We start from the raw sequence: 22,799 nt of genomic DNA, 5'->3' as shown, positions 1-22,799 counted from the left end.
CTTCTTAAAAGAGACTCAGCCCTTTGCAGGGCGTCCGCGACGCTTCTCCGGGATTTTCCGCACGGGCACCTCAGGCTCGGTCTCTTCGGGCTCAGGTGTAGGCTGGCTCCGACCACCCTTCGCGGTCCCAAGACCGATCTGATGCGCCAGTTCGGTCCGATGCCGTGAATATCCTGGCGCCGTCATGGGATAGTTGGACGGCAGTCCCCATTTTGAGCGGTACTCATCCGGGGTGAGATTATAGACGCTCTTGAGATGCCGCTTGAGAATCTTCAGCTTCTTTCCGTCTTCGAGACAGACGATGTAGTCCTCGAAAACTGACCGCTTCGGATGGACGGCCGGGACCAGCTCGACTGGCTCTGGCTCCGGCGGCTGGCCGGCCGACGCAAGGGCTGTATGAACACTGCGGATCAAATCAGAAATCTGCTCTACCGGAAGTTCATGGGCACTCACATAACTTTCCACAATATTGGCTGTCAGACGCCGAAAATCTGTCTCACTATTTGAGGTCATTGCAAATTCCGTTTTCAAATTTCGACTGTGCAAGATGGCACTCTATACAAAAGATAGCCTGACAAGTCACTGAGGCCGCGTTGTTCTCGCCATGGGAGCAGGCGCAACACCTCGTCCCAGATGACGATGTTCAGAACAATAGTGTGTATCGCCCTTTGTTCCGGTGTACCCGAAAGCTGCGCCCTTCCCGCAAACCTCGCAGTCATAAAGCCAGCCGGACTTCGTCCTGGGCCGCTGAGAGGTGTAAGGCCTGTCGTCAGGCCTGTGATGATCGGACATGCCTTAAAACCCCATGGCATCAAGAGCGGCCGCCGTGTGCCGGAACCGGCCCCCTGTCTCTCTTCTCTTCGATTGCCCCTGCTGGCGCAGCCAGCCCGTCACGCGATGCTCGGCAGGGATTTCCTCAATGAAGCCTGACGGCCTCGCTGAAACACCCTGACGATAGCCGACACTGCTGATCGTGGCCCGCTGCATGGCACGGGTCAGCGACACATAGGCCAGACGGCGCTCTTCCTCATAATTGCGCTCGCCCATCCCCGGAAAAACCGTCTCCTCCCAGGCTGGCAGGAAGACGTGGGGGAACTCCAGCCCCTTGGCGCGGTGCATGGTCATGAGCTGCACCCGGTCGCGTCCGCGCTCATTCGGTGAGGCCGTGGCCAGGGCCGCGTGCTCCAGAAGATCCTGAAGCCGGGTAAAGCCCTCGGCCAGCCCGACCAGCTCGGACAGGTTCTGCAAGGCCGTCTCCCCTTCTTCAGACGCGGCCTCCCGCCACATCGTATAATAGCCGGTCTCCTTCAGCAGCGTATCGAGGCGATCGCAAAGCCGCATGTCCGGGATCTGCCCGATCCGGGAGACCGTCTCACGGAAGGCAAGCAGACTGTCACGCACCTTGGCAGGAAGCGTGGCCGTGGTGACGGCCGCACACAGGCTGAGGCCGCGATCCTGCGCCTCCTGCTCGATCTGGCCAAGCGCCTTGGCGCCAAGGCCGCGCCTGGGCACATTGGCCACGCGCCGGAGCGCCTCATCGGACTGGCGACTGTCCGGACAGGCCGCCAGCATCAGGAAAGCGAGCGCGTCCTTCACCACGGCCCGGTGGTAGAACCCGACGTCGCCGATAATCTCGTAGGGGATACGCGCCTTAAGCAGCGCTTCTTCCAGAGAGCGGGACAGACGGTTGATCCGGTAGATCATCGCCATGTCATGCCAGGCCACACCTTCTGCCGCACGACGTCCCATCTCGGCTGCAATCGCGTCAGCCTCATCTGACGCATAATCGTAGCTCAGCACCTCGATCTTCTGACCGTCGCCCTTCTGGGTAAACAAGGTCTTCGGGATCCGGCCCGGGTCCCGCGCGATGATGGCGTTGGCGGCCTGGAGGATATGGTGCGTGGAGCGGAAGTTCTCTTCGAGCTTGAAAAGTCTGGCCCCGTCAAACTCCCGAACGAAGTTCCGGATGAAGCCAATTTTGGCCCCACGCCAGGAATATATTGATTGCGAATCATCGCCCACAGCGAAGAGTTCTCGTGAGTATTCAGACATATAGGTGAGCCAGAGCATCTGTGCACGGTTCACGTCCTGAAACTCATCAGCCATCACGGAGGTGAAGCGCTGCGACCACCTGTCACGATAGGATCGGTCGTTCATCAGCGCAAGCGTTGGCCACATCAGCAGGTCGGAGAAATCGGCGGCATTCTGCTCGCGCAGGGTCGCCTGATAGATCTGGTAGAGCCGGACAGCGAACTCCCAGCCTTCGACATCGACCATCTGACGCGCCGCACGGCGGCGCTCGATCAGCCCGCGTACCCAGGCCGGTGCGGCCTCAGGTGTCACGAGGTTCTCCTTCAGATGCCCGATGCGCTCGCCCATCTTCTTGACCTGCCGAACGTCACACTTCTTGCCTGTGTCCGGTTCGGGCACAGTGTCGGGGTCCATGGCCTTCATGAGACGACGGATCAGAGCCGTCGCATCGTCCGCGTCGCGGATGTCAAAGCCCGGGTGTAACTGGGCAACCTCAGGCTCCGCCCGAAGCTGCCGCGCGCCGAGGCCGTGAAAAGTGCCAAGCCAGAACGGAGCCTGTCCCTCACCTAAGACGCTCGTGATGCGCTCGCGCATTTCCTGAGCAGCCTTGTTGGTAAAGGTCACGCACAGGATCTGTGACGGGCGCATCCCGTACATCTGGATCCGGCACGCCACACCGGCCGTGAGCGTCTTCGTTTTTCCCGTCCCCGCTCCGGCCAGCACCAGCACGCGGCCAAGAGCCATGGCGGCTTCACGCTGCACTGGGGTCAGCGGATCCAGTACGGGTGCGAGGGATTGGGGATAAGCGCTCATGCGGGCACCTGCTCAACCGGATAGACTTCAGACGCCACCGGATCCTCAACGGCCACGACATTGCTGCTGTCAGTAAAGAGGGTCAGCGGATGATAGAGATTGAAGCCCTCATGAGGGCCGTCCCACCGTCCGGCAATCACCAGGGCCAGTGCGCGGTTCAGGCCGCTGCCCAGCCACACGAGCTGATGCGGGACCGGCATCTCCGGCGCTTCAGGATCCGTACAGCCGAGGCGGCGCGCATGATCCAGCCAGATCGCAGAGGCCTTTTCGTGGCCCAGCATGTTGAAGGTCAGGCCGCTCTTGAGAACAATCCGGTCGATATGCTGGCGGGCCGCGGAGCGGGTGTCGTTATACATCATGACGTCCTCAAAAGCCTTGGGGCAGGCTGACAAAGTGAGCGTTGAGAGTTCAGGTCCGTTCAGACGGACGATTGTGGATTTGCGGGTGAAGACGACCAGCTCGCCGTCGCGGTCCCAGGCGTCGTTCAGGCGATCACCGCCGATCACGACCCCCTGCACCAGACCCTCGGGCGTCTGCGCCTCACAGAAGACTTCAGGGGCAGAAGATCCCACCCCGGCACGCTTCCAGACTTTCATGGCCTCTGCGTCCTGCCGCCACAGGATCAGGGTGATGGCCTGCCAGCTCAGACGGGATTTACTCTGTTTCATGCGGCCACGTCCTGTCGGGCGCGGCGCTGCAGGACGGCGTTCCAGTCCTTGTCTCGGGCACTGGGTGAGTACCGCAGGGGTTTCAGCCCGGCCTCACGGATCATGGGCGCATAGATTTCTTCGTAACGGTCGCCCTGAGCATCGCAGTCCACGGCAATCATGACGCGGCCGCCTGCCTCAAGGGTGCCAAGAAGCGCACGAAATTCCTCCAGGGCCTCGGGGCTCATGCCGCCACCTGATGAGACATACAGGCTGGGTTCAAAATTGAACGGGTCCATGGCGGCATAGGACAGCACGTCGATGGCAGACTCACCGATGACCAGACGAACGGGCGTTTCCCCTTTTTCGCCAGTCCTCATCCGAAAGAGCAGCTTGCCACCGCCGCCCGAGGAGAAACCGCGATAGTCCGGACCGCGCATTTCCATGCCGGTCAGCTCACCGGCATTGTTGCTATGGGCGAACCAGGCCGTGCCCTTCATACCTTCACGCAGGAGACCCTGCTCGGTGGCCAGACGCAGGATGCTTTCCGGCAACGCCCGGTCGCGGGTCAAATAGATCCAGGCGGCCGAACCCGGCTGGGGCGCCTGACGGTTCTTCCACATATATTTCGGATCACGCGCGGGCTTGCGCTCCTTCGGTTCTGCCACGTACTCGGCCCCGCTCGGCGCAAGGCCCAGCATTCCACGGAGTTCCACGCGCGCATTGCCAAGGGACATGCCCGGATTGAGAAAGCGGACCAGGTCGATGACCGAGCCTTTGACGATCGAAGAGGAATTGTGCGGATCCCACCAGCCCTTGCCACCGTGGGTCACGATGATGCTCTCGCCCTTCTGCCGACGAAAGCGCATGTGACGGGCCGAGCTTTCGGAGCGGTCGAACCTGTAACCGGCCTTCTCCAGAACAACGATGCAACTGATCTCGTCACGAAACTTCTGGAGTTCCTCGTTCATCTGCTGGGGCGAGTTCTGGTAAGCCATGGCGGAATATCCTCCCGAACGTCCGTTACTTTCGATCTGTGGTAAGTATAGTAAATTACCTCCATAATATCCAATGAATACAACAGAATATCGCGGAATATATTTACTTGTTTTGGTGAAATAGTTCTTGCGTCCAGAGCGGCAAAAACCAGTTTTTCTTGTTCGTCCTGCGGGGGTTTCGGGGGCAGCGCAGCCCCCGGTGTTGCCGCTGAAAGGAGATGTGTGGAGACGTTTTTCTCGTCCCGTCCTACCAGGAACACGACAGTTGCGGGCCGAGGGTGTCAGGACCGGAAGACTGCGGATCGGCAAAAGCGGGTTGCGGGCAGCGCGGGACGACGTCCTGCGATGAACGCGGCCCTCTTTTGACGAAAGACGCGGTCTGGAGCCCGAAGGGTTGTCTTGAGACCCTCGGTCCGTGACTGTCACACTGATCGCATGACGGCGAGGTCGGAACACAGCTCCGTGCCACCCCGCAAGGGGTGGTTGAAGCGGCAACGTCTGATGGTTCGGCATGAACGGATCCTTCAAGAAGTGTCACCAGTCTGCCCGTGCCATCTGCGACTGATGCCCCCGGCCTCAGCTTTTTTTCGAAGGCCCTGTGTCGGCCATCCCGTCTTCGTCCTTCTTCGTCTGCCCTTTCTGTCGCTCCAGGTCCGCCAGTGTGCGTCTCACGGCCTGTGAGAACCGCGTTTTTCCTTCCCAGAAACGGCGTGAATACGCGCGGCGGTCCACCATCGCCGTCCTCATGCCACACCTTCCGGACGATCGAGGCTGTCCAGGAGCTTCTCCTGCGAGCGGCGACGCAGCGTCGCGGCCTTGCGGCGGAAACCGGCCGTCAGGCGCGATGGCAGCATGAGGGACTGATCCGTGTCCTCCAGGAGCACGGCCTCAGCCATGAGGCGGACACTCAGGGCGCGCGCCTGACTGCGAGGGACTGTGAGAGGAGCGGGCGTCGAATAGAACATAAAACCTCCTGAGACCCGCCTCTGTCAGGAAGCGGGTATAAAAAGACCGGCTCCAGGGCCGGTTTACGTGCGTGTTTCGAAGAAAGAGGGCGTCAGCGGCCTGTGTCGGTGAGGATCCTCACGTCCCCGTCTTGGGCGCTCACGACGATCTCGGGTTCAGGCGGCCCCTGATCGGTACCCGGGCGGACTTCGTAAGCGCCGCGCACGAACACGAGTTGACCCTTGCGGGCGCGTCGCTCCAGAAGATCTGTCAGAAAGTCGTTGTGGCAGACGATCCTGTGCCACACCGTCTGGGGGACGCGGCGGCCGGTGTGTGTGTCGGTGCGGTGGCTGTCCGTCGCCAGAAGGAAGAAGGCCACACGGTGTCCGTCCTGCCCCGTGCGGATCTCGGGATCCGCGCCAAGGTTGCCAATGACGATGGCAAGGCTGAGGGTCTGAGCCATTGCTCTGTCCTTTTCTCTGGCCCGTGTCAGAAAAGCTCGGCCTGCACGGGCGCGGCAGGGAGAGGCTGGTGTTCGGATGGCAGGGCGATCCGGAAGCGTTGCGCCAGGCGGGCCAGATCGGCCCGGTCGCGTGCCTCCTGCTCGGCGGCAAGGGCGCGCGTGTAAGCGTCGATCAGCCCACTGCCGATGATGCGGTTGCGGATGTCGCGTTCGACGTCCGACCAGGTCCAGGCCGGATCGCCATAACAGCCGTACAGGACGATGCCGCGCAGGAAGCCCAGACGCGCCTGTGTCGTGGAGAACTGCGCCCCCCAGAAGCCGTGGATGTCGTAATGGGCGATATGCCCGAACATCTGGCTCAGGCGGTTGTAAAGCGTGCGGTTCCACGCACTCTGCGGAAATCCGCGTGCGATGAAGGACAGCAGCGCGTTCCCGATTTTCGCCTTCTCGACCGCGTCGCTGAACTGCGTCGCGGTGAGGCCCTGAGGCTGGATCGGAGGCCGTCGCAGCGACGGACACGCGATGGACGCTGGCTCGGGGCCGTTCATGACCGCACCTCGCGGTCAAGCATCGCCTCGACCTCGGCGAGATAGGCTTTGAACGGCGTCTCTTCAGGGATCGTCCTGATCCACTGCTCGGTACCGAGGGAGCCTTTCCAGCGGGCGTCGCAGAAGCCCTCGGGATGATCGCTCCCACGCTCGGGTGTCACAGACACCAGAAAGGAGGCTTCCGGGTGGTCGTCGTGCAGGCGTGCACCGTATGCGGCTACTGCCGCCCGGATTTCCGCAAGGTCAGTCGCTTCAATCCGTGTCTGTCTGTAGCGGTCAGGGGACGAACAGGAGATGAGGCTCCCGTGAGAGGCCGCAGGGATGGCAGCCAGAGTGTATGTCCGCATGGTGATCTCCACACAGCACAGCGCCGCCCGTCAGGGCGGCTGATCTCGGATCGGTCAGAGAAAGGCGGGAAGCACCACCACCAGAACGATGAAGGCTGCGAACAGCGCTGCACCTCCTACGAAACCCGTGACTTCGAGCCATTCTGTGCGGTTGCGGGGACGCAGATCGGAAAAGTCGGCCATGTCATTCTCCTGTTTTCTTTCATGACCTCTTCCGGCGACCGCAGCGGAGACTGGCTGGCAAAGGCGCTGCAACGCAGCGGGATCGGACGACCCGCAGCGCAGCGAGGACACGGCCGACCCACCCTTTGCCAGACAGGCTCCGCTGTGGTGCCTGCCCTCTCCTTTTTCCCTTCCCCCTTTTTCTTTTGTAAGCGTCCGGAGATGACACGCTGCGATCCTGCGTGAGGTGTGCCTTTATCGTGCCTTCACTATGGGTATTGGAGTGTCATGATTAATCGGGAAGAGGTTTGGCGAGACCGGCTTGTCCTGTTTGCTGAGAGCGGGCTGACGCAGACTGCTTTCTGCAGCCGCCATGGTCTCAGCGCCAAAGCTCTTCGGCTCTGGGCGCGCCGGCTTGGTTTTGTCTGGCCGCCACCGATCAAGGCGTCGATTCCGGACGGGACATCAGGAGAACGGGCTAAGGAATTCTCTGGCTCGTCTAGGGCGGATCTTGCCATCCCCGTCGGGGATCTGAAAAGTCTTCTGGCCGTCCGGGTGCGTAAGACATGGACGCCCGAAGAGAGTTTGGCGCTTCTGATTGATGCCCGGCAATCAGGGATGTCGCTTGATCGCTATGCCAAAATGAACGGTCTGACATCCAGTGTGCTGTATCGTTGGCAGAAGCAGTTCGCAGATCAAATTGCAGAATGTCCGGCTGATCCCCTGGCACGTCAGCCGAAATTTGCCGCAGTTAAGATCGACGACACCCCTTCCACGCCACAACAGGCACCCCAAACACAAGCCTCCCCGCTTGTCTCCAAAGACAGGCAAAACCCCGGAGCGCCCATTGAGATCTTGCTGCGCAATGGGCGTATCCTGCGGGTTACTCCTCCGATCGACTTTGACGTGATGACCCGACTGGCGGATGCGCTCGAGGCTGCGGCATGATCACCCTGCCACCCCATGTCCGGGTCCATGTGGCCCTGGGCTACACCGATCTGCGCAAGGGGATCGACGGGTTGTCGGTGCTGGTGCAGGAGACGCTGCGGGCCGATCCGTTCAGCGGGCATGTATTTGTGTTTCGCGGCCGAAAGGCCGGACTGATCAAGCTGTTGTATCACGATGGCAACGGCATGTGCCTGTATGCCAAGCGCCTCGATCAGGGGATCTTTACATGGCCGGTCACGCAGGCCAGCCCCGGAGAACCTGCGACGGTTTTGCTCACCCCGGCCCGATTGTCGATGCTTCTGGAAGGTTTGGACTGGCGGGCACAGGCTCCTGCGCGACGGATGCTGATGGCAGGGTAAAACGCGCCGATTTTTCTTGTACAAAACCGCAGAAAACTGGCATTTTATAGACATGCGGATTGCCCTCGAAAGCCTGCCATTTGACCCGGTTACCCTGCAAGCCATGGTGCGGGATCTGGCGGGTGCAGTCGATGAGGGGCAGATCGAGATTGACCGCTTGCGGCAGATGATCCGGGAGTTCCAGCGCGCCAGGTTCGGTCGTCGCGCCGAGACACTCGAACCCGACCAGCTCCTGTTGACGCTGGAGGTTGATGCTGACCAACCTCCCCTTATGACGCCGATCTCTACGACAATACCGGACATCAGCGGCACAGCGCCGATCGTAAAACCACCTCATCGTAAAACCCTGCCAGAGCACCTGCCACGCACGGACGTGACGATCCTGCCCGACGTGACATCCTGTCCGTCCTGCGGTGGCGTACTGCGCGACGCAGGCACGACCGCCAGTGAAATGCTGGACTGGGTTCCGGCCTCGGTGCGGGTTGTGCGGATCAATCGGCCCAAATGCGCGTGTCGCGCCTGCGGGACGCTGCATCAGGCTCCTGCGCCTGAGCGCATCACTGAAGGGTGTCTCGCCACTCCGGGTCTGATCGCGCATGTGCTGACCAGCCGCTATTGTGATCATTTGCCGCTGTATCGACAAAGCCAGATGTTGGCACGTCACGGTGTCGCTCTCGCGCGTTCCACGCTGGCCGATTGGGTCAAGGCCGCCGCCTGGTGGCTGGCCCCGCTGCGCGACCAGCTGATGAACCATGTCTGTGCCGGAGAACGGGTTTTCGCGGACGACACCCCACTGCCCATCCTTGATCCGGGACGAGGCCGCACCCGAACCGGGCGGCTCTGGGCCTACACGCGCGATGACCGCCCTTTTGGCGGTAAGGGCCCGCCCGCCATCTGAAGAGCTATCGCGGCATTCTGCAAGTCGACGGTTATGCCGGGTTCGAGCAGCTGACACGGGACGGAAGAATTCATCTGGCGGCCTGCTGGGCGCACACGCGTCGCAAGTTTTATGAGCTGCACCAGACGGGATCGCCAATCGCAACCGAGGCTTTGGTGCAGATCCGGTCTTTGTATGAGATTGAGGCATCCCTTCGGGGGTTGGCGCCCGATCAACGCAAAACCCTTCGGGAGGAGCACAGTCGACCGCGTGTTGAGGCGCTGGAACTCTGGCTCCGACAAAAACTGGCTTTGCTGCCCTCCCGTGCTAGACTGGCAGAAGCGATCCGCTATGCGTTGAACCGCTGGGACGATCTCGCGCGGTTTATCGAGGACGGGCACATAGATCTCGACACCAATCCGGTGGAACGGGCCATTCGACCTGTCACGCTTGGCCGCAAGAATGCTCTGTTCGCGGGCAGCGAAGGTGGCGCCAACCGGTGGGCCATCGTGGCGTCACTGATCGAGACAGCCAAGCTCAATGGGATCGAGCCGTTTGCCTGGCTGCGTGACGTGCTGACACGCATGATTGACGGACATCCAGCCGCACGTCTCAGCGAACTGCTTCCATTTCCCCAAAGCGCCAACGGTTGATTTGGGGAAATGGAAGCAGTTGTCAGAAGCAATTTGCTAAAAGATATTGTGAAGCTAAAGCTCAGGCGGGCACGCGATCAGGAGCTAGTATTGGTTTCTAGCTTTTTTCCGATTAAGGAAATCGCTGGCTAAATTGCACGTCCAAAACATGATGCTCCCTCCTATGGCGCCAAAAATTTCGGCAATATATGGATAATTATGCATTGGTAACTCTATTATTTTATAAAATAAAATTCCGAAAAATGCAGGAAGCATAGCATTTTTTATCATAATTAAATTCTTTCTTGCACGATATGTTCAGACACTAGGAACTCTGACTATGTGATCAGTTTGATATACTTCGTAGAGAAAAACATATGGATGAACGACGACTGAATCGCCCCGAGTTTTGTGGAAACTTTTTTATCTGATTAGAGCGGCTAATGCATGTGATTTCTGTTGTGCATAAAAGCCAGCCTCAGCTTCTCCTGAGAGGATGTTTCCAATGGATGCCAGGATGCGTCGATTGTTGAACCCGTCGACCCATCGAAGCATTGTCAGTTCGACAGTTTCCCTGCTTTTCTGCTGGCCCTGCCGATAGATGTCCGCATTCCCGGCTCCATTCTCTCGAAACTTTCAGGCGGGTAACAGCCCAGAAGGAGCGCAAGATCGGGTTACTCACGTCCACTATGCAAAAAGGTGTCGACAAATATCCATGTCCGACATGAGGAGGAACCAGCCGTCAATTGTGTAATCTTCGGACGCTTACTTTCTTTTCCCGTCTCCTACTGCGCGAGATTGGCGACCTGCCGCGCCAGGCGGGCGCAGAGCGCACGCGTCACGGGATCGTCCTCGTCCACGATGGCCCCGGTCAGAACCGGCAGAAGGCGGCGCGCTTCAGGGGCGGAGAGATCCAGATGCCAGCACGCGCCGATCTGCGTGGCCACCGCATCCGGCTGATCGACCGGGCGGACGGACACCGAGACCTCATTGCCGTCCACGTCTCCGGGTTCGAGAACGGTCTTCTGACCGTCTGGCAGGCGAACCGGGCGCAGCCCGCTCTCGTTCGGCTCGTCGGCCGTTGCGTCGAGCACAAGCTGGCCGGCCGCCTCGGCCGTCTCGGCCTCGACCTGAAAGTTGACGCGATCGGAGAGAAGCTGGCGCTCGCTGAGCGTCACAATAAAAACAGGCATGTCGGGCTCCAGAAATGGAAAAGGCCGCCCCGGAGCGGGCGGCCTTGAAGGGCGGACGAAAAAAGAGAGGCTCAGTCGCTCACAAATTCGGAGCAGCCGAACACATCCTGCCAGGGGCTGTTGCTCGTCAGGTGGCAGTCAGACTGCCAGTCGTAATATCCGGACTTGAACCGCGAGGTGATGGCCTGGAGGGTTTCGGTCGCCGTCTCGTCCAGATCCTCCTCGGTCCGCACGGTCACACTGCCGTAGTGGCTCTTGCGGACGGAAAACTTCACCTGCGGGAAAGCCTTCTTCAGCATCCGGCGGATGTTTTTGGCCGCCAGCGTGCCGCTGCTGTCATCGCCCTGCTCCAGATGGGCATAGTCGGGATTGACGCGGAGTGCTGCGACCTCGGCGGCATGTTCGGCTTTCGCGCGGGCTTCGGCTGCCACCTTCTCAGCCTCAACCTCTTCGGCATGGGTGCGGAGGAAGGCGATCTCCTCAGCACTTGCCAGTTTCTTGTCGGCTTCGATCCGCCACTGGACACCGCGCAGAATGGCCTCGGGCAGACGACGGGAGATCGAGCCGCAGGCAAAGACGATATCGTAGGAGGCGCTCCCGCCCGACACGATGGCCCCGCCACGCGACAGGGACCGCACGGTGGTCGGGCTTTCCTTGCCGTAAACAGCCATGACGATACCGGCTCCCCGGCTGTAGAGATGGGTGTAAACGCGGGTACCGACCTGAATGGGCGCGAGTGAAGGGACGAACATCGTCTGATCCTTTTCCTTTGGATTTTCGTGATGTCTTCTTCCGCGTCAGCGCGGGACGGCCGGGTCAAAAGCGGCGCGTGCGCCGGCACCGGAGGCGGCGAAGCCGGTGAGGAGCCACCTTTTGACCCGGACGGAGCGCGATGGCAGCGCCCCTCCCCTCCTTTCCTTTTCTTTTCCCTCTCCCAGCTTCAGGCCACGACCACGATTTCGAGGTGGTCCCGCATGAACTGCATGGCCTCGTTGTGCTCCGACGGCTCGGGCTCGGGCGCTTGCAGAGAGAAAGTCTCTTCGGCGTCCGGCTCCGTCACTGGCACGACAGGGCCGTTCGACAGGTCGGCCTCATCATCGGCTGCTCCATCGAAATCATCTTCAGGCATCTCGTCCAGGTCCTCATCGTCCACCACGCTTTCCAGCTCCCGGATCTTCGCCTGTTTTTTCTTCTGCTTTTGCGCCCAGACGTCCTGCGCCTGCGCAAAGGACGCCACCTCGGGCAGCCAGTGGCCTTCCCCGACATGCTTCATGAGGACCGCACGCATCTCCTTGCCGGTGTTCTGCGGCGCAAGGCCTTCGGTCTGAACCGCTTTGGTGATGCCGGGCTTGCTGTAGCATTTGAGGAACGCCTCAAAGGCCATGCTCGGCATCTTCTGGTCGGCTCCGAACAGGACGCCCACGAGCTGCGCGGGCAGACCGCTGCCGCTGTGCATCGACACATCGCAGTTCAGGATGCTTTGCAGGACGGTGACGGCATGGCGGCGGATCAGTTTTTCGTCACGGACAAGGCTGCCTTCGGGGAACAGGTCAGCCATCGCGAGCGTGCGGGCGGTTGGCTCTGACCAGTTATTTCCGCTGGCATCGCCATGCACACGGACATTCTCGGCTTCCAGCGCCAGCAGGAGGGCTGCGATCAGCTCCCATGGATCGGCTGTCTCGGCCACCTCGCCGAGGGCTTCGCGCAAGGCAACGGTGCGGATCTCGCCTATCATCTTGTGGCCGGTCCCGGAAACGTCCGGTCGTTCCTTGGGGGCTTCGGGGGTGGAAGACCCCCCCGTGTGGTCCAGCTTTGCTGCGCTGTAAGGACGGCAGCGTTCTTCCACGATCTTCAGGGTGCGGGGATTGAGGCCGTACCCCATGACCTCACCCTCCTGTGTCGCCATCCAGGTGCCCATGGTGATGAAGCCTTCGGGCGCGCGGACGTATCCGTACTCATCCGAGGCCAGGACGATGGAGTTTTCGGGCCGCTCATTGTCCAGCCAGTCCTGCTGTGCGGCCGCGTAAGCCGTGGCATCGAGCGTATAGCGGCTGTCCGTATCGGCTTCGGCAAACAGATCCTCCATCCAGACGATATTGTGCCTGCGGGCAAGCTCGTCGCCAAACCGGACGTTGCGGGCGTACCATTCCTTCTGTTCAAGATTCCGGGCAAGTGCGCCCCAGGCCACGGTGTCCTCCGGATCTTCGGCCTTCACGCGATACTCGGCCGGATCCTCGTCGTCTTCCACGCTCTCGGAAAACATTTCCGCCCATGCGTCACGCTGCTCTTCCAGAGAGGCCTGCGCGATGATCTTGCGCTGCCGCTCATCAGGGCCTCGGCCGAGGGCGATGGCATCCAGAATGGGCGGGTGCAGCTTCGCCAGAAGGCTGAGACGCTTGAGATAGCTCGGCGTGACCATCAGGGCGGCACAGACCTGCTGGTCTGTATAGCCGAGCTGCTCGCGCAGGCGGGTGACGCTGTTCCACTGCTCCGGCTCCGTCATGTCCAGACGGACGAAGTTCTCGCTGACGGCGGCCAGGGCATCAAGGTCTTCGCTCTGGTCTCCGACATAAACGTCGATTTCAGGAACGCCCGCATAGATGGCGCCTTTCGTCCGACGGTGGCCTGCCACGATCATCAGGCGGCCGTCTTCCAGTTCCCGGACGGCCGGAGGATGAAGGATGCCAATCGCCTTGATATTCAGGGCGAGTTTGCGCAGTTCCTCAAGGCTTCCGATGGAAGAGCGCGGATTGTTCGGGTTGGGCACAAGGGTTTTCGGATCAACGCGGCGAAGCTCGGCCATGGGACGCTCTTTCTATAATTTTTCAGATGTCCCTCCCGCGTCACGGGCCAGCCAGCCGCGCAAGGCCGCGCGAAGCGCGCCCGGCCTGAGCCTTGCGCGGCTGGCTGGTTCGTGAGAGCCCTGCCTCTCCCTTTTTTATCCTTTACGGTCTTCGGCTCGCCCCTAATTGCAGGTGGTTTCGTCCCAATCTGGACCCGCTGCTAGCCCGAACCAACCCTCGGCTTGTAATCGCATGGGGAAGACTTATCTTTCATAAGAATGAAATATTTCCGAGGATCGAATACAGTGAATTACGATGAAGCAATCCAAATTTTGGCTACATCCTCGCGCTCGGATTGGGTAATTGATGACGCGCGAGGAACATTCACATACAAGAATGATTTGAATCTGAATATTAAGCGTGATGATGAAGCTGAAAGAAGAGAATTTTCTGAGCCTTGGGCGAATAAACACCCCGACCCACACGCATACAGCAAATATTTCGACGTGCGCTACGGACAATCCCATTTAGAAAGAAAACATCTCGTAGTTGTCGATGGGGGAAGAGCAATACTCCCAATTCCTAAATCCGCAATAGATTTGACTGTCACCGACGAAGACCTCAATTTCGCTCGGATTATTGACGAGCCGTCGGCCGTTGACGAATATCTTGAGCGATCTAATATTCAAGTCTCCTGATTGATCGTTTTGCGTTCAGAAGGCTGCTGTCGGCTTTTTTCAGACTGTGTCCGTTTTGGACACAGTCTGGGTGAGATCAGGCGGCCTCTACGGTTACAGCCTCATCCTCTAGCGCGGCCTTCGCTTCCGCCTTTTCCGCTTCCTCTCGGCGCTGCGTATCGGCTGCCAGATCTGCCTCAAGGGCCGCCATGGCCTCGCGTTTCTCCTGCAACAGCGCCGCCTCCGGGAACGCCAGACCCACACGGGCGCGATAGCCGGGGAGCTTGCGTTCGGCTTCCTCCACCTGACGGCGTGCGTCCGCCAGTTCCGCCTCGAACCGCAACAGCGCGTTCTCGATGCGGCTGACCAGCCCAACCGGGCTTGTCTCGCGGTCAAAGTCCATGCCGAGGATCCGCCCGTCCAGCACAAGGCCAAGGGTCGCGTCCCACGTCTCCTCCCCGTCAAAGCGGGTGCGCCAGGTCTCGCACAGGATCTCGAAGCCGCCGATCTTACCGAGCGTCCACTTGCCTTTCTCCCCGGACTTCGCGGCGAGGCGGGCCTGCGAGAGAAGCCACTGACCGGCCTTCTCACGTTCGGTCATCTCCCGGTCCTTGCGCACCAGCCGGAACGCTTCACCGCGTGTGGGCTCACGCCGTGCGATGTCGTTCTGAAGACGCGGGATCACAGCCTGCGCCGTCTCACGGTCACGCTCGGCGCGGTCGATGGCGCGACGGACGTTATACTGATCGTCGTGATGCGCGGCCTGCAACCGCTCCAAACGGGCCAGTTCGGCCTCCAGTCCCGCCTTCTGCATCAGGCGTTCGTCTCCTGACGCAAGGGCCTTGGCCATGGCGAACTGGTTGGCTTCTGCCCCCACATCTTCCAGACGGCGGATTGTCCGGTCTCCGGACATGGCAAGGCAGATGAACTTCTGCTTGCGCTCCAGCATCTGCCAGTTCGTCGCGTCCACCGACCCCTTCAGGGCGTAGGCGTAGAGCTGGATCACCGGGTTCTGGTTGCCCTGTCGCTCGATCCGGCCCTCGCGCTGGATGATGTCCGAGACCAGCCAGGGCACATCGAGGTGATGCAGGGCGATCAGGCGCTGCTGCGCGTTCACACCCGTTCCCATGGTCGCTGACGATCCGATCAGGATGCGCTTGCGCCCGGAGTTCATGTCGCGGAAGAGCGCCTGCTTGGCCGTGCTCTTCTTGTAATGCTGCATGAAGGCGATCTCGTCGCGCGGCACGCCCATGCGGATCAGCTCGTCGCGGATCCAGCGATAGGCCGAGAAACCGCGTGTCTCCAGCGCCGATTCCGTGCCCAGATCCGAGAACACCATCTGCGTGGCACCGGGCAGGTCGTACTCCCGTCCCGTCTCAGGGTCGGTGTAGCGATTGGCGGACGTGTCCTGCCAGATCTGGAAGACCTTGCGGATCATGACGTTCAGCTTGTTGCTGTTGTCATTATCCGCCCAGTTCCGTACGAAACGCAGGTCAATGGCCGCGTGCCGGGCATCAGTGATGACGGACAGCAGGATGTCGTCGCCCTTCTGGGGCTTGCCCGTGCGCTCTTCAATCGTTTTGATCCGCTCGGCGAGCGTCTTCTGATACTCGCGGAAGGCGTCCCCGCTGTCGGCCACGACGATCTCACGCCTGCCGCCCGCAATCTCGGGCAGTTTCACGTAGCGTCGCAGGTCGTCCTGCTGCACCACGTCGGCAAAGTCGCGATACATCGCCATCAGATCGGCGACGTTCACGAACTCCGAAAAGCGCGTGACCGGCTTATAAAGCCCGCTCGGCTGAAGCTCCAGCTCCGTGCGGGTCTCGCCAAAACTTGCGGCCCAGGCGTCGAACTCGTGCAGGCCACGCTCGACAAGGGCTGGCAGGTCCATGAAACGCTGGATCGAGAACATCTCGCCCAGGGTGTTGGTAATCGGCGAGCCTGACGCCATCACCAACACGCGCTCGGGATTACGCTTGGCGAGGTAGCGCGTTTTGACGAACAGATCCCAGGCGCGCTGGCTGCCGTTCGGGTCGATCCCCTTCAGGTCGGACTGGTTGGTCCCGAAAGACAGTTTGCGGAACTGCTGCGCCTCATCCACGAGGATCTGGTCCACCCCGATCTCGCCGAGATGCACCAGATCGTCCTTGCGGCTGGACAGGGCTTTCAGCTTGGCTTCCATCCCTTCCTTCAGGCGCTCGATGCGCTTGCGCGACAGACGGTCATCGCGGCTCACATTCTCCAGAAGGCTTTCGTAGGAGGCAATCTGGTCCTCGACCATCTCCTGCTCGAACGCGCTCTCGACCGGCACGAACTTGAAGGCGTCATGCGTGATGACAATGGCGTCCCAGTTCCCCGTGGCCGCCCGGGCCAGGAAGCGCTGGCGCTTGTCCTTCACGAAGTTCGTCTCGTCCGCCACAAGGATCTGGGCGTTCGGGTAGAGCATCATGAACTCACGCGCCATCTGCGCAAGGCAGTGGCCCGGCACCACGATCATGCCCTTGGAAATCAGGCCGAGCCGCTTTTGCTCCATCACGGCCGCGCACATCGAGAACGTCTTCCCGGACCCCACCGCATGGGCCATGTAGGTGCTGCCCTTGGCGATGATCCGCCAGATCACCCGCTTCTGATGGTCGCGCAGGCTGATTGCCGTGCTCGCTCCCGGCAGTTTCAGGTGGGAGCCGTCGAACGTGCGCGGGACAAGGTTGTTGAACGCATCGTTATACAGCCGCACCAGACGCTCGGCGCGGTCAGTGTCCTGCCAGACCCACGTTTCAAACGCGGTCTTGATCGCGGCCAGTTTCTCCTTGGCCGCCTCGGTCTCCTTCGTATTCAGTTCACGGTGTTCGCCATTTACATCGCGCCAGGTGTCCCAGATTTTCGGGCTGGCCTGATTGAGCGCATCATCCAGCAGATCCCCGGCATGACGGCGCTGTGTTCCCCAGACCGAGGTGGCCTCGGCCTTGCCGGAAAAGCCGCTCTTGTCCACGCTCCAGGTCGCTACCTCCATCGTGTGGTGAATGGTCGTGCGAACCCCCATGACCTCTGCAACAAAGGCCTCGACATCCGGCACCGGGATCCACGGAGCACCCAGGCGGGCCGTAATGTCGGACGGGCGCAGGTCTTCGGGCTGAACCTCTTCCAGGGCGGCGACGTTGCGCAGATAGCGTCGGTCGCGCTCGGCAGCCTCCCGGGCCTGCGCCAGCTTGGTGCGAACCGCGCCTGACAGGGCCTCGTCGGCCGTCACCCAGACCTCACGGCCACCTGTGCTGCGGATCGGATCGAGATAGACCGAGGATCCGAGTTCGGCGAGCACCTCCTCACCTGGGCGGCCCAGAAGCTCCGCAATACGCTCGACATCCACGCCGCCTGTCTCGTGCAGGGAAACCGCCAGCGCATCATGAGCGCCGTGAACCTCGGGCTCGGACGGCGCCTGAATCACGCGCTCGCTGAAGATCGGACCCGGACGGCCGGTCTGGCTCTTCTCGTCATACTCCTCGATCGAACTGACCAGCCACACATCCGGATCGTCGTAGAAGGGCTGAAGGTTCGGGCGGCGCTGCGTGGATTTCTCCTCTCCCGTCTCTTCATCCACCCGTGTCGTGGTGTTCGTCAGGTTGATCGGCCCGAACTGACGGCTGAACGCCTGATAGGCGCGCTTGAGATCCGCCTGATGCGCGCTGTAGGGCAGGTTCTCCACCTGGGCGCGCAGCACCAGACGGGCCGCGTCCCTCACAGGAATCAGACCTTTGATGATGGCCGCGTGCTTCTGGAAGATCCCTTCTTTCTGCTCGCCTTTCTTCACCTTCACCAGTACGGTTTCGCCGTCGATGATCTGGTGCAGCACGCCCTTGTGCAGCAGATAACTACCCTCTTTCAGCAGGGCACCGTCTGCGGCCGTTCCGACCTCGGCGGCGTGATTGTCCGTCACTGTCGCAACATCGAGCGTTTGCGGGTTCGGAAAACGGGCCAGCGAAGAGAGACGGCCGAGGGCGAGCGGCAGGGCCTCGTCCAGCATCTGAAGCGGATTGGCCTTGCAGGTGTATTCCGGGCCAAACTGACCGCTCGTCCAGTCATGCCGACCGAGAACCTGCTGGCCGTTTTCCGCGAAATAGCGGTTGATCCGCAGCGGGCCTTCGCCCTGGTCGGTGTCCTCCAGCGCCGCGACGTCCAGCCATGTCGCATCGCCTGCATCCTCACCCGGTGCGCGGCGGCGGAACACCAGAACGTCCACCACGACGTCGGTTCCGGCATCGTCACGCATGGCTCCGGCCGGCAGGCGTGCGCCACCGACGAAATCGGCCGTCTCGAAGATCGTGCGCCGGCATCGGACTTGTCCATCGTCCACCGCGACGTCACAAACATCGCCACGGCTCCGGGACGAAGACGGGAAATAGACCGGGCGATGAAGTAGTCATGCAGGGACAGGCCAAGGCGGCCCAGCTCGTCCGTGCCCCGGACCGTGCGGTTGCTGAAGGGCGGGTTGCCAATGACCAGATCGTAGCGTTCCGCGAGCTTGGCCGTCGTGAAGTCTTCTGACCGGACCCACTGGTTCGGAAACAGTTTGCGCGTGATCCGGGCCGTCAGCGGGTCGTTCTCAATCGCGGTCCAGGCGGTTTTCGGGGCCAGCTTCGAAGGCACGCTCGCCATGAAAAGCCCTGTGCCACAGCCCGGTTCCAGCGCACGGCCACCCCGGAACCCCATCTGTGCGGCCAGATCCCACATCGCATGAACGATCAGCTCAGGCGTGTAATGGGCGTACTGCGTGGCCCGTGCCAGACCCGCCCGCTCCTGCTGGCTGGTCAGTTCCTCAAGCTGGCTGCCGATCTCTTCCCACCCTGCCCGGAAGGTTTCGCCAGCACGCGGGAACAGGCTGTTGGCCAGCTCTCCGGCCCCGAACCCTGTGAAACGGGCAAGGACGGCCTGCTCGTCAGCGCTGGCGTTGCGGTCTTCTGCTTCCAGCGTGGCCAGAAGGCGGATTGCCGCAAGATTGTCCCGCGCACGCTCTTTCCAGCCCTGGGCAAGGCCACGCGTTCCGGTCAGGGCGAAGTCCACCTTCGGCAGGACAGCGGGGATCGGGGCCGGGGCTTTTGCCACCTGTTGGGCCGCAGCGGCGGCTTCCTCAAGGGCGCGGTCTCCCGGAAGCTCGCCCCAGTACAGATTGGACTGGCTGCCGCCGAGTGCTGAGGTATCGAAGAAGCTCAGTTGAGACGTGGACATGGAAAAACTCCGGACAAGCGGCAGCGCCCGGTGCTGCGCGGAGGCAGACCGGGGGGCCGGAAAACAGGATCAGTGCGGGGAGAGAGGCGTCAGGCCTCCCGCATCAGTTCGGGGTCAAAGGGGACCGAAGCGCAGGCGGATCTGCTCGCGCTCGTTCTCGGACAGTCGGGACAGCGCCTCGTGGTGGTAGGTCGAACCCTCGCCTGCCTTCCGCGCCACGCGCCACCAGGCCTGCGGATCGCTGCAATGCAGACCCACCAGACGCGTCTCTTCATTGTCGGGTCCGCAGCCTTCGAGGATCGTCCAGCCCTCGTCGTGGGCCTGTTTGAGGTCGAAGGCGTGCGCCTGTGCGGAGCGTTCGAGGGTCGCTGACATTGTCTTTATTTCCTTTCCTGACCCTCTCCGGCGAGCGCAGGACAGTGCGACCTGCCAGAGCGACGCGCAGCGTCGGGACCGCCCGGCCCGCAGCGCAGCGAGGACACGGACGGACCCACCTCTTGCAGGGCGGGCTGACCTGTGCTGCCCCCCTCCCCTCCTTTTTCTTTTTTAACCTTCTGTTTTTTCTTCTTTTTTTCAGGTCGGACCTGCGCCCTGTCCGAACGCTCCGGCCGGAAACTCCCAGGCTGGTGTGAGGACGGTCGGGATCGGCCGCGACGACAGGCACGCGCGGGCCAGATCGGGTGCCGCCAGTGCAGCCGCATACGGCGTGCCCTGCTCTGCGAGCTGCTCCAGAGAGACGGTGCGCTTGATCGTGCAGCCGAACTGCTGCTCGTACTGCATGAGGCGTTCAAAGCTGAGCGTCCGGCCATAAACGCAGCTTAAAAGTTACTGATTTTTAGAGGAATGCTCGAAAATCTGATTGCGGATCACACGCGAAATCAGTGCAAAAGCATGTAAAATCTGCCCCAATTCGCTCATAAACGTTCATTTCAAAACGTTGCGTCCACAGGCTTTACGAGTTTATTTCGTTTTTTTTCGCTCTGCGACTTTTTTTTGAATGGTCTACCAGAGTCTCGGCCGAAAAATTTTACTGGCTTGAATTCAAAAGGATATCCGGAGACATAATTCATAACTTGTACATTTTGGATTCCAAAATATGGTGCGGACAATAAATCGAAAGGACTGTATTCATTGCCATACTGATCACTATAAATCTCGGGCCCATATTGCGCAGAGTTTAAAATATGTATTGCAGAAACTGCATTTAAAACATTCAATAACGTTGCTTCTCTAATATTTTCTTCTCTATGATGCTTAACCTTATTATACGCATCATACCAAAATAGGGATTTTGTCGGGTTTTCCTCTAGCCAAAGCTCAAAGGGCTTGAGCGGCTGCAATCCTGAGTAATTTTTTAATGTAAGAGACCATTCACCTAATTTCATAGCCTCCTTTAAATTAAAATAGTGTTCTGTTTTATAAAAATTATTACGAGGTATATCCTCCTTTTCTACGTTATCATCACAAATCATTCTCATAATACATTCAACTTCCGTGCATGCAATTATAAGAATCTCTCTGAGTTTATGACTAAAAGTATTAAGGTTTTGGTAATTAGGCTCTATAAACCTGAATATATTCTCTAGATCACTGTAGATATTTTTCGAAGAAATTCGGGATGAAACCCATGATGATCTATTAAAATATTTACCCGGAAAATCATTAAAAAATTTATTCCCGTGGTTAGAAAATAATCCCCTCCATATTCTTGGATTATAATCCCCAATCTTCCCTTCGTATTTAGTGAACGCAATGAGTGATTCATTTGTTAAGTTATCTTCAGAATCTATTAGTGCATATGCAGGATAAAAAACATCATTGTATGCTTGTTTATTCTGTATATTTGTTGAATCATCAACGCTACGAAAAGTATTTTTAATAGTTTTCACTATGTTTTTCTGAGATGGATGGGTATTTCTTATGTATATAAAATCATTATTTATCGTTAAGAAAACAAGATACCCTTCAGTATCACACGTTACGTAGGTAGTCATGACTTAAGTCCGCCGTCGCGATTAACGTTTTTCTATCTTTACACCAAAACCAAAATATCAAATACCACGCAGCGGAGCAGGTGGTCACGCAATACACACTGGTATGCCCGTTACGGGTATTAAGGGTCAAAGTGGAATATCCAGGATTGCGGTGATTCTATTCAAAAGTTCCTCTTGAATTTTTACAATATAGATCCGACTGATATCGAAAAATATTCCGAATTACGTCGATCCCAGACAAAACAACTCGCCGACCAAGTGTCACCTACGCTTTTTAGCGAGATGAGAAACTTAGTTAGGTACCGTTGACAAGAGATTCAATCCAAAGCCTCGCGGCGGCGATATTGAGGAAGCTCATGAAGGACAAGGCGGTTTTGTCGTAGCGGGTTGCAATACGCCGCATCTGCTTGAGTTTGTTGAACATCCGCTCAATGCGATTGCGGTCTCTGTAACGCCGCCAGTCTGTTTTCTGTGGAACTGCGGCCTTTTCGTGAGGGAATAACCGGCAGGATACCACGGAGCAGCAGATCCTGGCGGAACCAGTCGCTGTCATAGCCCCGGTTGGCCAGCATGGCTTTGGGGTTTGGAACCGCAAACGCCATCAGGGTATCTGTGGCTTTGTAATCCGAGACCTGACCTCCGCTAAGGGCAAAGCCGAAAGGACGTCCTTGATTGTCGCACCGGGCGTGGATTTTGCTCGTAAAACCGCCGCGTGATCGACCAAAACCTTCCGTATGAGCCCCCCTTTTGCACCCGTTGCCTGGGAGTGGGCGCGGACCACGGTACTGTCGACCATATGCTGCCAGTCATCACTCAGACCCAGGTCAACCAGGGTTTGCAGCAGGGCATCCCAGACACCCTGTTCAGCCCAACGCCGGAACCTGACATAGACCGAGTTCCATTTTCCGTAGCGCTCATGCATGTCCCGCCACGGACAACCGGTGCGCAGGACATACAACATGCCGTTGAGAAACCGGCGATTGTCTCCGGATGGCCGTGCCCAACGGCCACGCTCGGATGGCAAAAGCGGACCAATCAGCGCCCATTCACGATCCGTCAGATCCCCTCGTGCCATCCCCGCTTCACCTTATCGTCTTCGTTAAAGACAACAGTGAATCAGACCTCAGAATGAGCGTATAGACCTTTTGTCAACGCGACCTAG

Annotated in this window: 21 protein-coding genes and 2 pseudogenes; 4 read left to right on the top strand and 19 right to left on the bottom strand. The window is 59.5% G+C overall.

Features of this window, described 5'->3' with window-relative positions:
- Positions 1–15: 15 nt before the first annotated feature.
- The 9 genes from GKO01_RS14325 to GKO01_RS16495 all read right to left on the bottom strand — a co-directional run bounded on the left by GKO01_RS14325 (position 16) and on the right by GKO01_RS16495 (position 6,975).
- Positions 16–513 (bottom strand): MucR family transcriptional regulator, encoded by a 498-nt coding sequence (locus tag GKO01_RS14325; RefSeq protein ID WP_099287609.1) that lies wholly within the window; start codon positions 511–513, stop codon positions 16–18.
- Positions 514–795: 282 nt separating this feature from the next.
- A complete protein-coding gene (locus tag GKO01_RS14320; protein ID WP_099287608.1) occupies positions 796–2,844 on the bottom strand; it encodes an ATP-dependent helicase in 2,049 nt (682 codons plus the stop codon).
- A complete protein-coding gene (locus GKO01_RS14315) occupies positions 2,841–3,512 on the bottom strand; it encodes a hypothetical protein (protein ID WP_099287607.1) in 672 nt (223 codons plus the stop codon). Before GKO01_RS14315 ends, GKO01_RS14320 begins: the two co-directional genes overlap by 4 nt.
- Positions 3,509–4,489 (bottom strand): DUF3991 and TOPRIM domain-containing protein, encoded by a 981-nt coding sequence (locus GKO01_RS14310; protein WP_099287606.1) that lies wholly within the window; start codon positions 4,487–4,489, stop codon positions 3,509–3,511. Before GKO01_RS14310 ends, GKO01_RS14315 begins: the two co-directional genes overlap by 4 nt.
- 743 nt (positions 4,490–5,232) lie before the next feature.
- Entirely contained in the window at positions 5,233–5,454 is a 222-nt protein-coding gene (locus tag GKO01_RS14305) for a hypothetical protein (protein ID WP_061500341.1), read from the bottom strand.
- Between the two features lie 92 nt (positions 5,455–5,546).
- The gene (locus GKO01_RS14300; RefSeq protein ID WP_099287605.1) at positions 5,547–5,897 is read right to left on the bottom strand and encodes a single-stranded DNA-binding protein; all 351 of its coding nucleotides are present in this window, start codon (positions 5,895–5,897) and stop codon (positions 5,547–5,549) included.
- Positions 5,898–5,923: 26 nt separating this feature from the next.
- Positions 5,924–6,445, bottom strand: a complete 522-nt coding sequence (locus GKO01_RS14295; RefSeq protein WP_082790631.1) for a hypothetical protein — start codon at positions 6,443–6,445, stop codon at positions 5,924–5,926.
- On the bottom strand, positions 6,442–6,792 hold the full coding sequence (locus tag GKO01_RS14290; RefSeq protein WP_099287604.1) for a hypothetical protein: 351 nt from the start codon (positions 6,790–6,792) through the stop codon (positions 6,442–6,444). The genes GKO01_RS14295 and GKO01_RS14290 overlap by 4 nt, the downstream gene beginning before the upstream one ends.
- A 54-nt stretch (positions 6,793–6,846) precedes the next feature.
- Positions 6,847–6,975, bottom strand: coding sequence for a hypothetical protein (locus GKO01_RS16495; protein ID WP_264817051.1), 129 nt, complete (start codon positions 6,973–6,975; stop codon positions 6,847–6,849).
- A gap of 267 nt (positions 6,976–7,242) precedes the next feature.
- Here GKO01_RS16495 and tnpA point away from each other — a divergent pair, with 267 nt between their 5' ends.
- The 3 genes and pseudogenes from tnpA (at position 7,243) to tnpC (ending at position 9,791) form a co-directional block, all read left to right on the top strand.
- Complete coding sequence (tnpA, locus tag GKO01_RS14280) at positions 7,243–7,902, top strand: IS66 family insertion sequence element accessory protein TnpA (protein WP_099287602.1); 660 nt, start codon at positions 7,243–7,245, stop codon at positions 7,900–7,902.
- A complete protein-coding gene (tnpB, locus tag GKO01_RS14275; protein ID WP_008852976.1) occupies positions 7,899–8,261 on the top strand; it encodes an IS66 family insertion sequence element accessory protein TnpB in 363 nt (120 codons plus the stop codon). Before tnpA ends, tnpB begins: the two co-directional genes overlap by 4 nt.
- 52 nt (positions 8,262–8,313) lie before the next feature.
- A pseudogene (gene tnpC, locus GKO01_RS14270) lies at positions 8,314–9,791 on the top strand (IS66 family transposase).
- Positions 9,792–10,555: 764 nt separating this feature from the next.
- On the opposite strand, the gene GKO01_RS14265 reads toward tnpC, so the two are convergent.
- The 3 genes from GKO01_RS14265 to GKO01_RS14255 all read right to left on the bottom strand — a co-directional run bounded on the left by GKO01_RS14265 (position 10,556) and on the right by GKO01_RS14255 (position 13,766).
- Entirely contained in the window at positions 10,556–10,963 is a 408-nt protein-coding gene (locus tag GKO01_RS14265) for a hypothetical protein (protein ID WP_064275704.1), read from the bottom strand.
- Positions 10,964–11,034: 71 nt separating this feature from the next.
- Complete coding sequence (locus GKO01_RS14260) at positions 11,035–11,715, bottom strand: LPD29 domain-containing protein (protein ID WP_099287601.1); 681 nt, start codon at positions 11,713–11,715, stop codon at positions 11,035–11,037.
- A gap of 188 nt (positions 11,716–11,903) precedes the next feature.
- Positions 11,904–13,766: a ParB/RepB/Spo0J family partition protein gene (locus GKO01_RS14255; protein WP_099287600.1), complete on the bottom strand. Its 1,863-nt coding sequence runs from the start codon at positions 13,764–13,766 to the stop codon at positions 11,904–11,906.
- Between the two features lie 285 nt (positions 13,767–14,051).
- Between GKO01_RS14255 and GKO01_RS14250 the strand changes: the two genes are divergently transcribed.
- Complete coding sequence (locus GKO01_RS14250; protein ID WP_099287599.1) at positions 14,052–14,444, top strand: hypothetical protein; 393 nt, start codon at positions 14,052–14,054, stop codon at positions 14,442–14,444.
- 76 nt (positions 14,445–14,520) lie between these two features.
- Here the strand turns inward: GKO01_RS14250 and GKO01_RS14245 are convergent.
- The 7 genes and pseudogenes from GKO01_RS14245 to GKO01_RS16165 form a co-directional block, all read right to left on the bottom strand.
- A pseudogene (locus tag GKO01_RS14245) lies at positions 14,521–19,643 on the bottom strand (DEAD/DEAH box helicase family protein).
- 114 nt (positions 19,644–19,757) lie between these two features.
- Complete coding sequence (locus tag GKO01_RS14240) at positions 19,758–20,018, bottom strand: hypothetical protein (protein ID WP_099287598.1); 261 nt, start codon at positions 20,016–20,018, stop codon at positions 19,758–19,760.
- Between the two features lie 198 nt (positions 20,019–20,216).
- The gene (locus tag GKO01_RS14235; RefSeq protein WP_174694303.1) at positions 20,217–20,423 is read right to left on the bottom strand and encodes a hypothetical protein; all 207 of its coding nucleotides are present in this window, start codon (positions 20,421–20,423) and stop codon (positions 20,217–20,219) included.
- A 149-nt stretch (positions 20,424–20,572) separates the two neighbouring features.
- A complete protein-coding gene (locus GKO01_RS15835) occupies positions 20,573–21,637 on the bottom strand; it encodes a hypothetical protein (RefSeq protein ID WP_145994788.1) in 1,065 nt (354 codons plus the stop codon).
- A gap of 295 nt (positions 21,638–21,932) precedes the next feature.
- Positions 21,933–22,061 carry a hypothetical protein gene (locus GKO01_RS16620; protein ID WP_408870316.1) on the bottom strand — a complete coding sequence of 43 codons (129 nt, stop codon included), beginning with the start codon at positions 22,059–22,061 and terminating at the stop codon, positions 21,933–21,935.
- Between the two features lie 4 nt (positions 22,062–22,065).
- Entirely contained in the window at positions 22,066–22,329 is a 264-nt protein-coding gene (locus GKO01_RS16170) for a hypothetical protein (RefSeq protein WP_244901491.1), read from the bottom strand.
- Positions 22,239–22,712: an IS5 family transposase gene (locus tag GKO01_RS16165; protein ID WP_206035477.1), complete on the bottom strand. Its 474-nt coding sequence runs from the start codon at positions 22,710–22,712 to the stop codon at positions 22,239–22,241. Before GKO01_RS16165 ends, GKO01_RS16170 begins: the two co-directional genes overlap by 91 nt.
- Positions 22,713–22,799: the final 87 nt, after the last annotated feature.

Origin of the sequence: Gluconobacter kondonii, assembly GCF_002723995.1 — a bacterium.
GTDB lineage: Bacteria > Pseudomonadota > Alphaproteobacteria > Acetobacterales > Acetobacteraceae > Gluconobacter > Gluconobacter kondonii.
The sequence above is the reverse complement of the archived record's forward strand: the minus strand, read 5'-3'. Positions and strand labels throughout refer to the sequence as shown.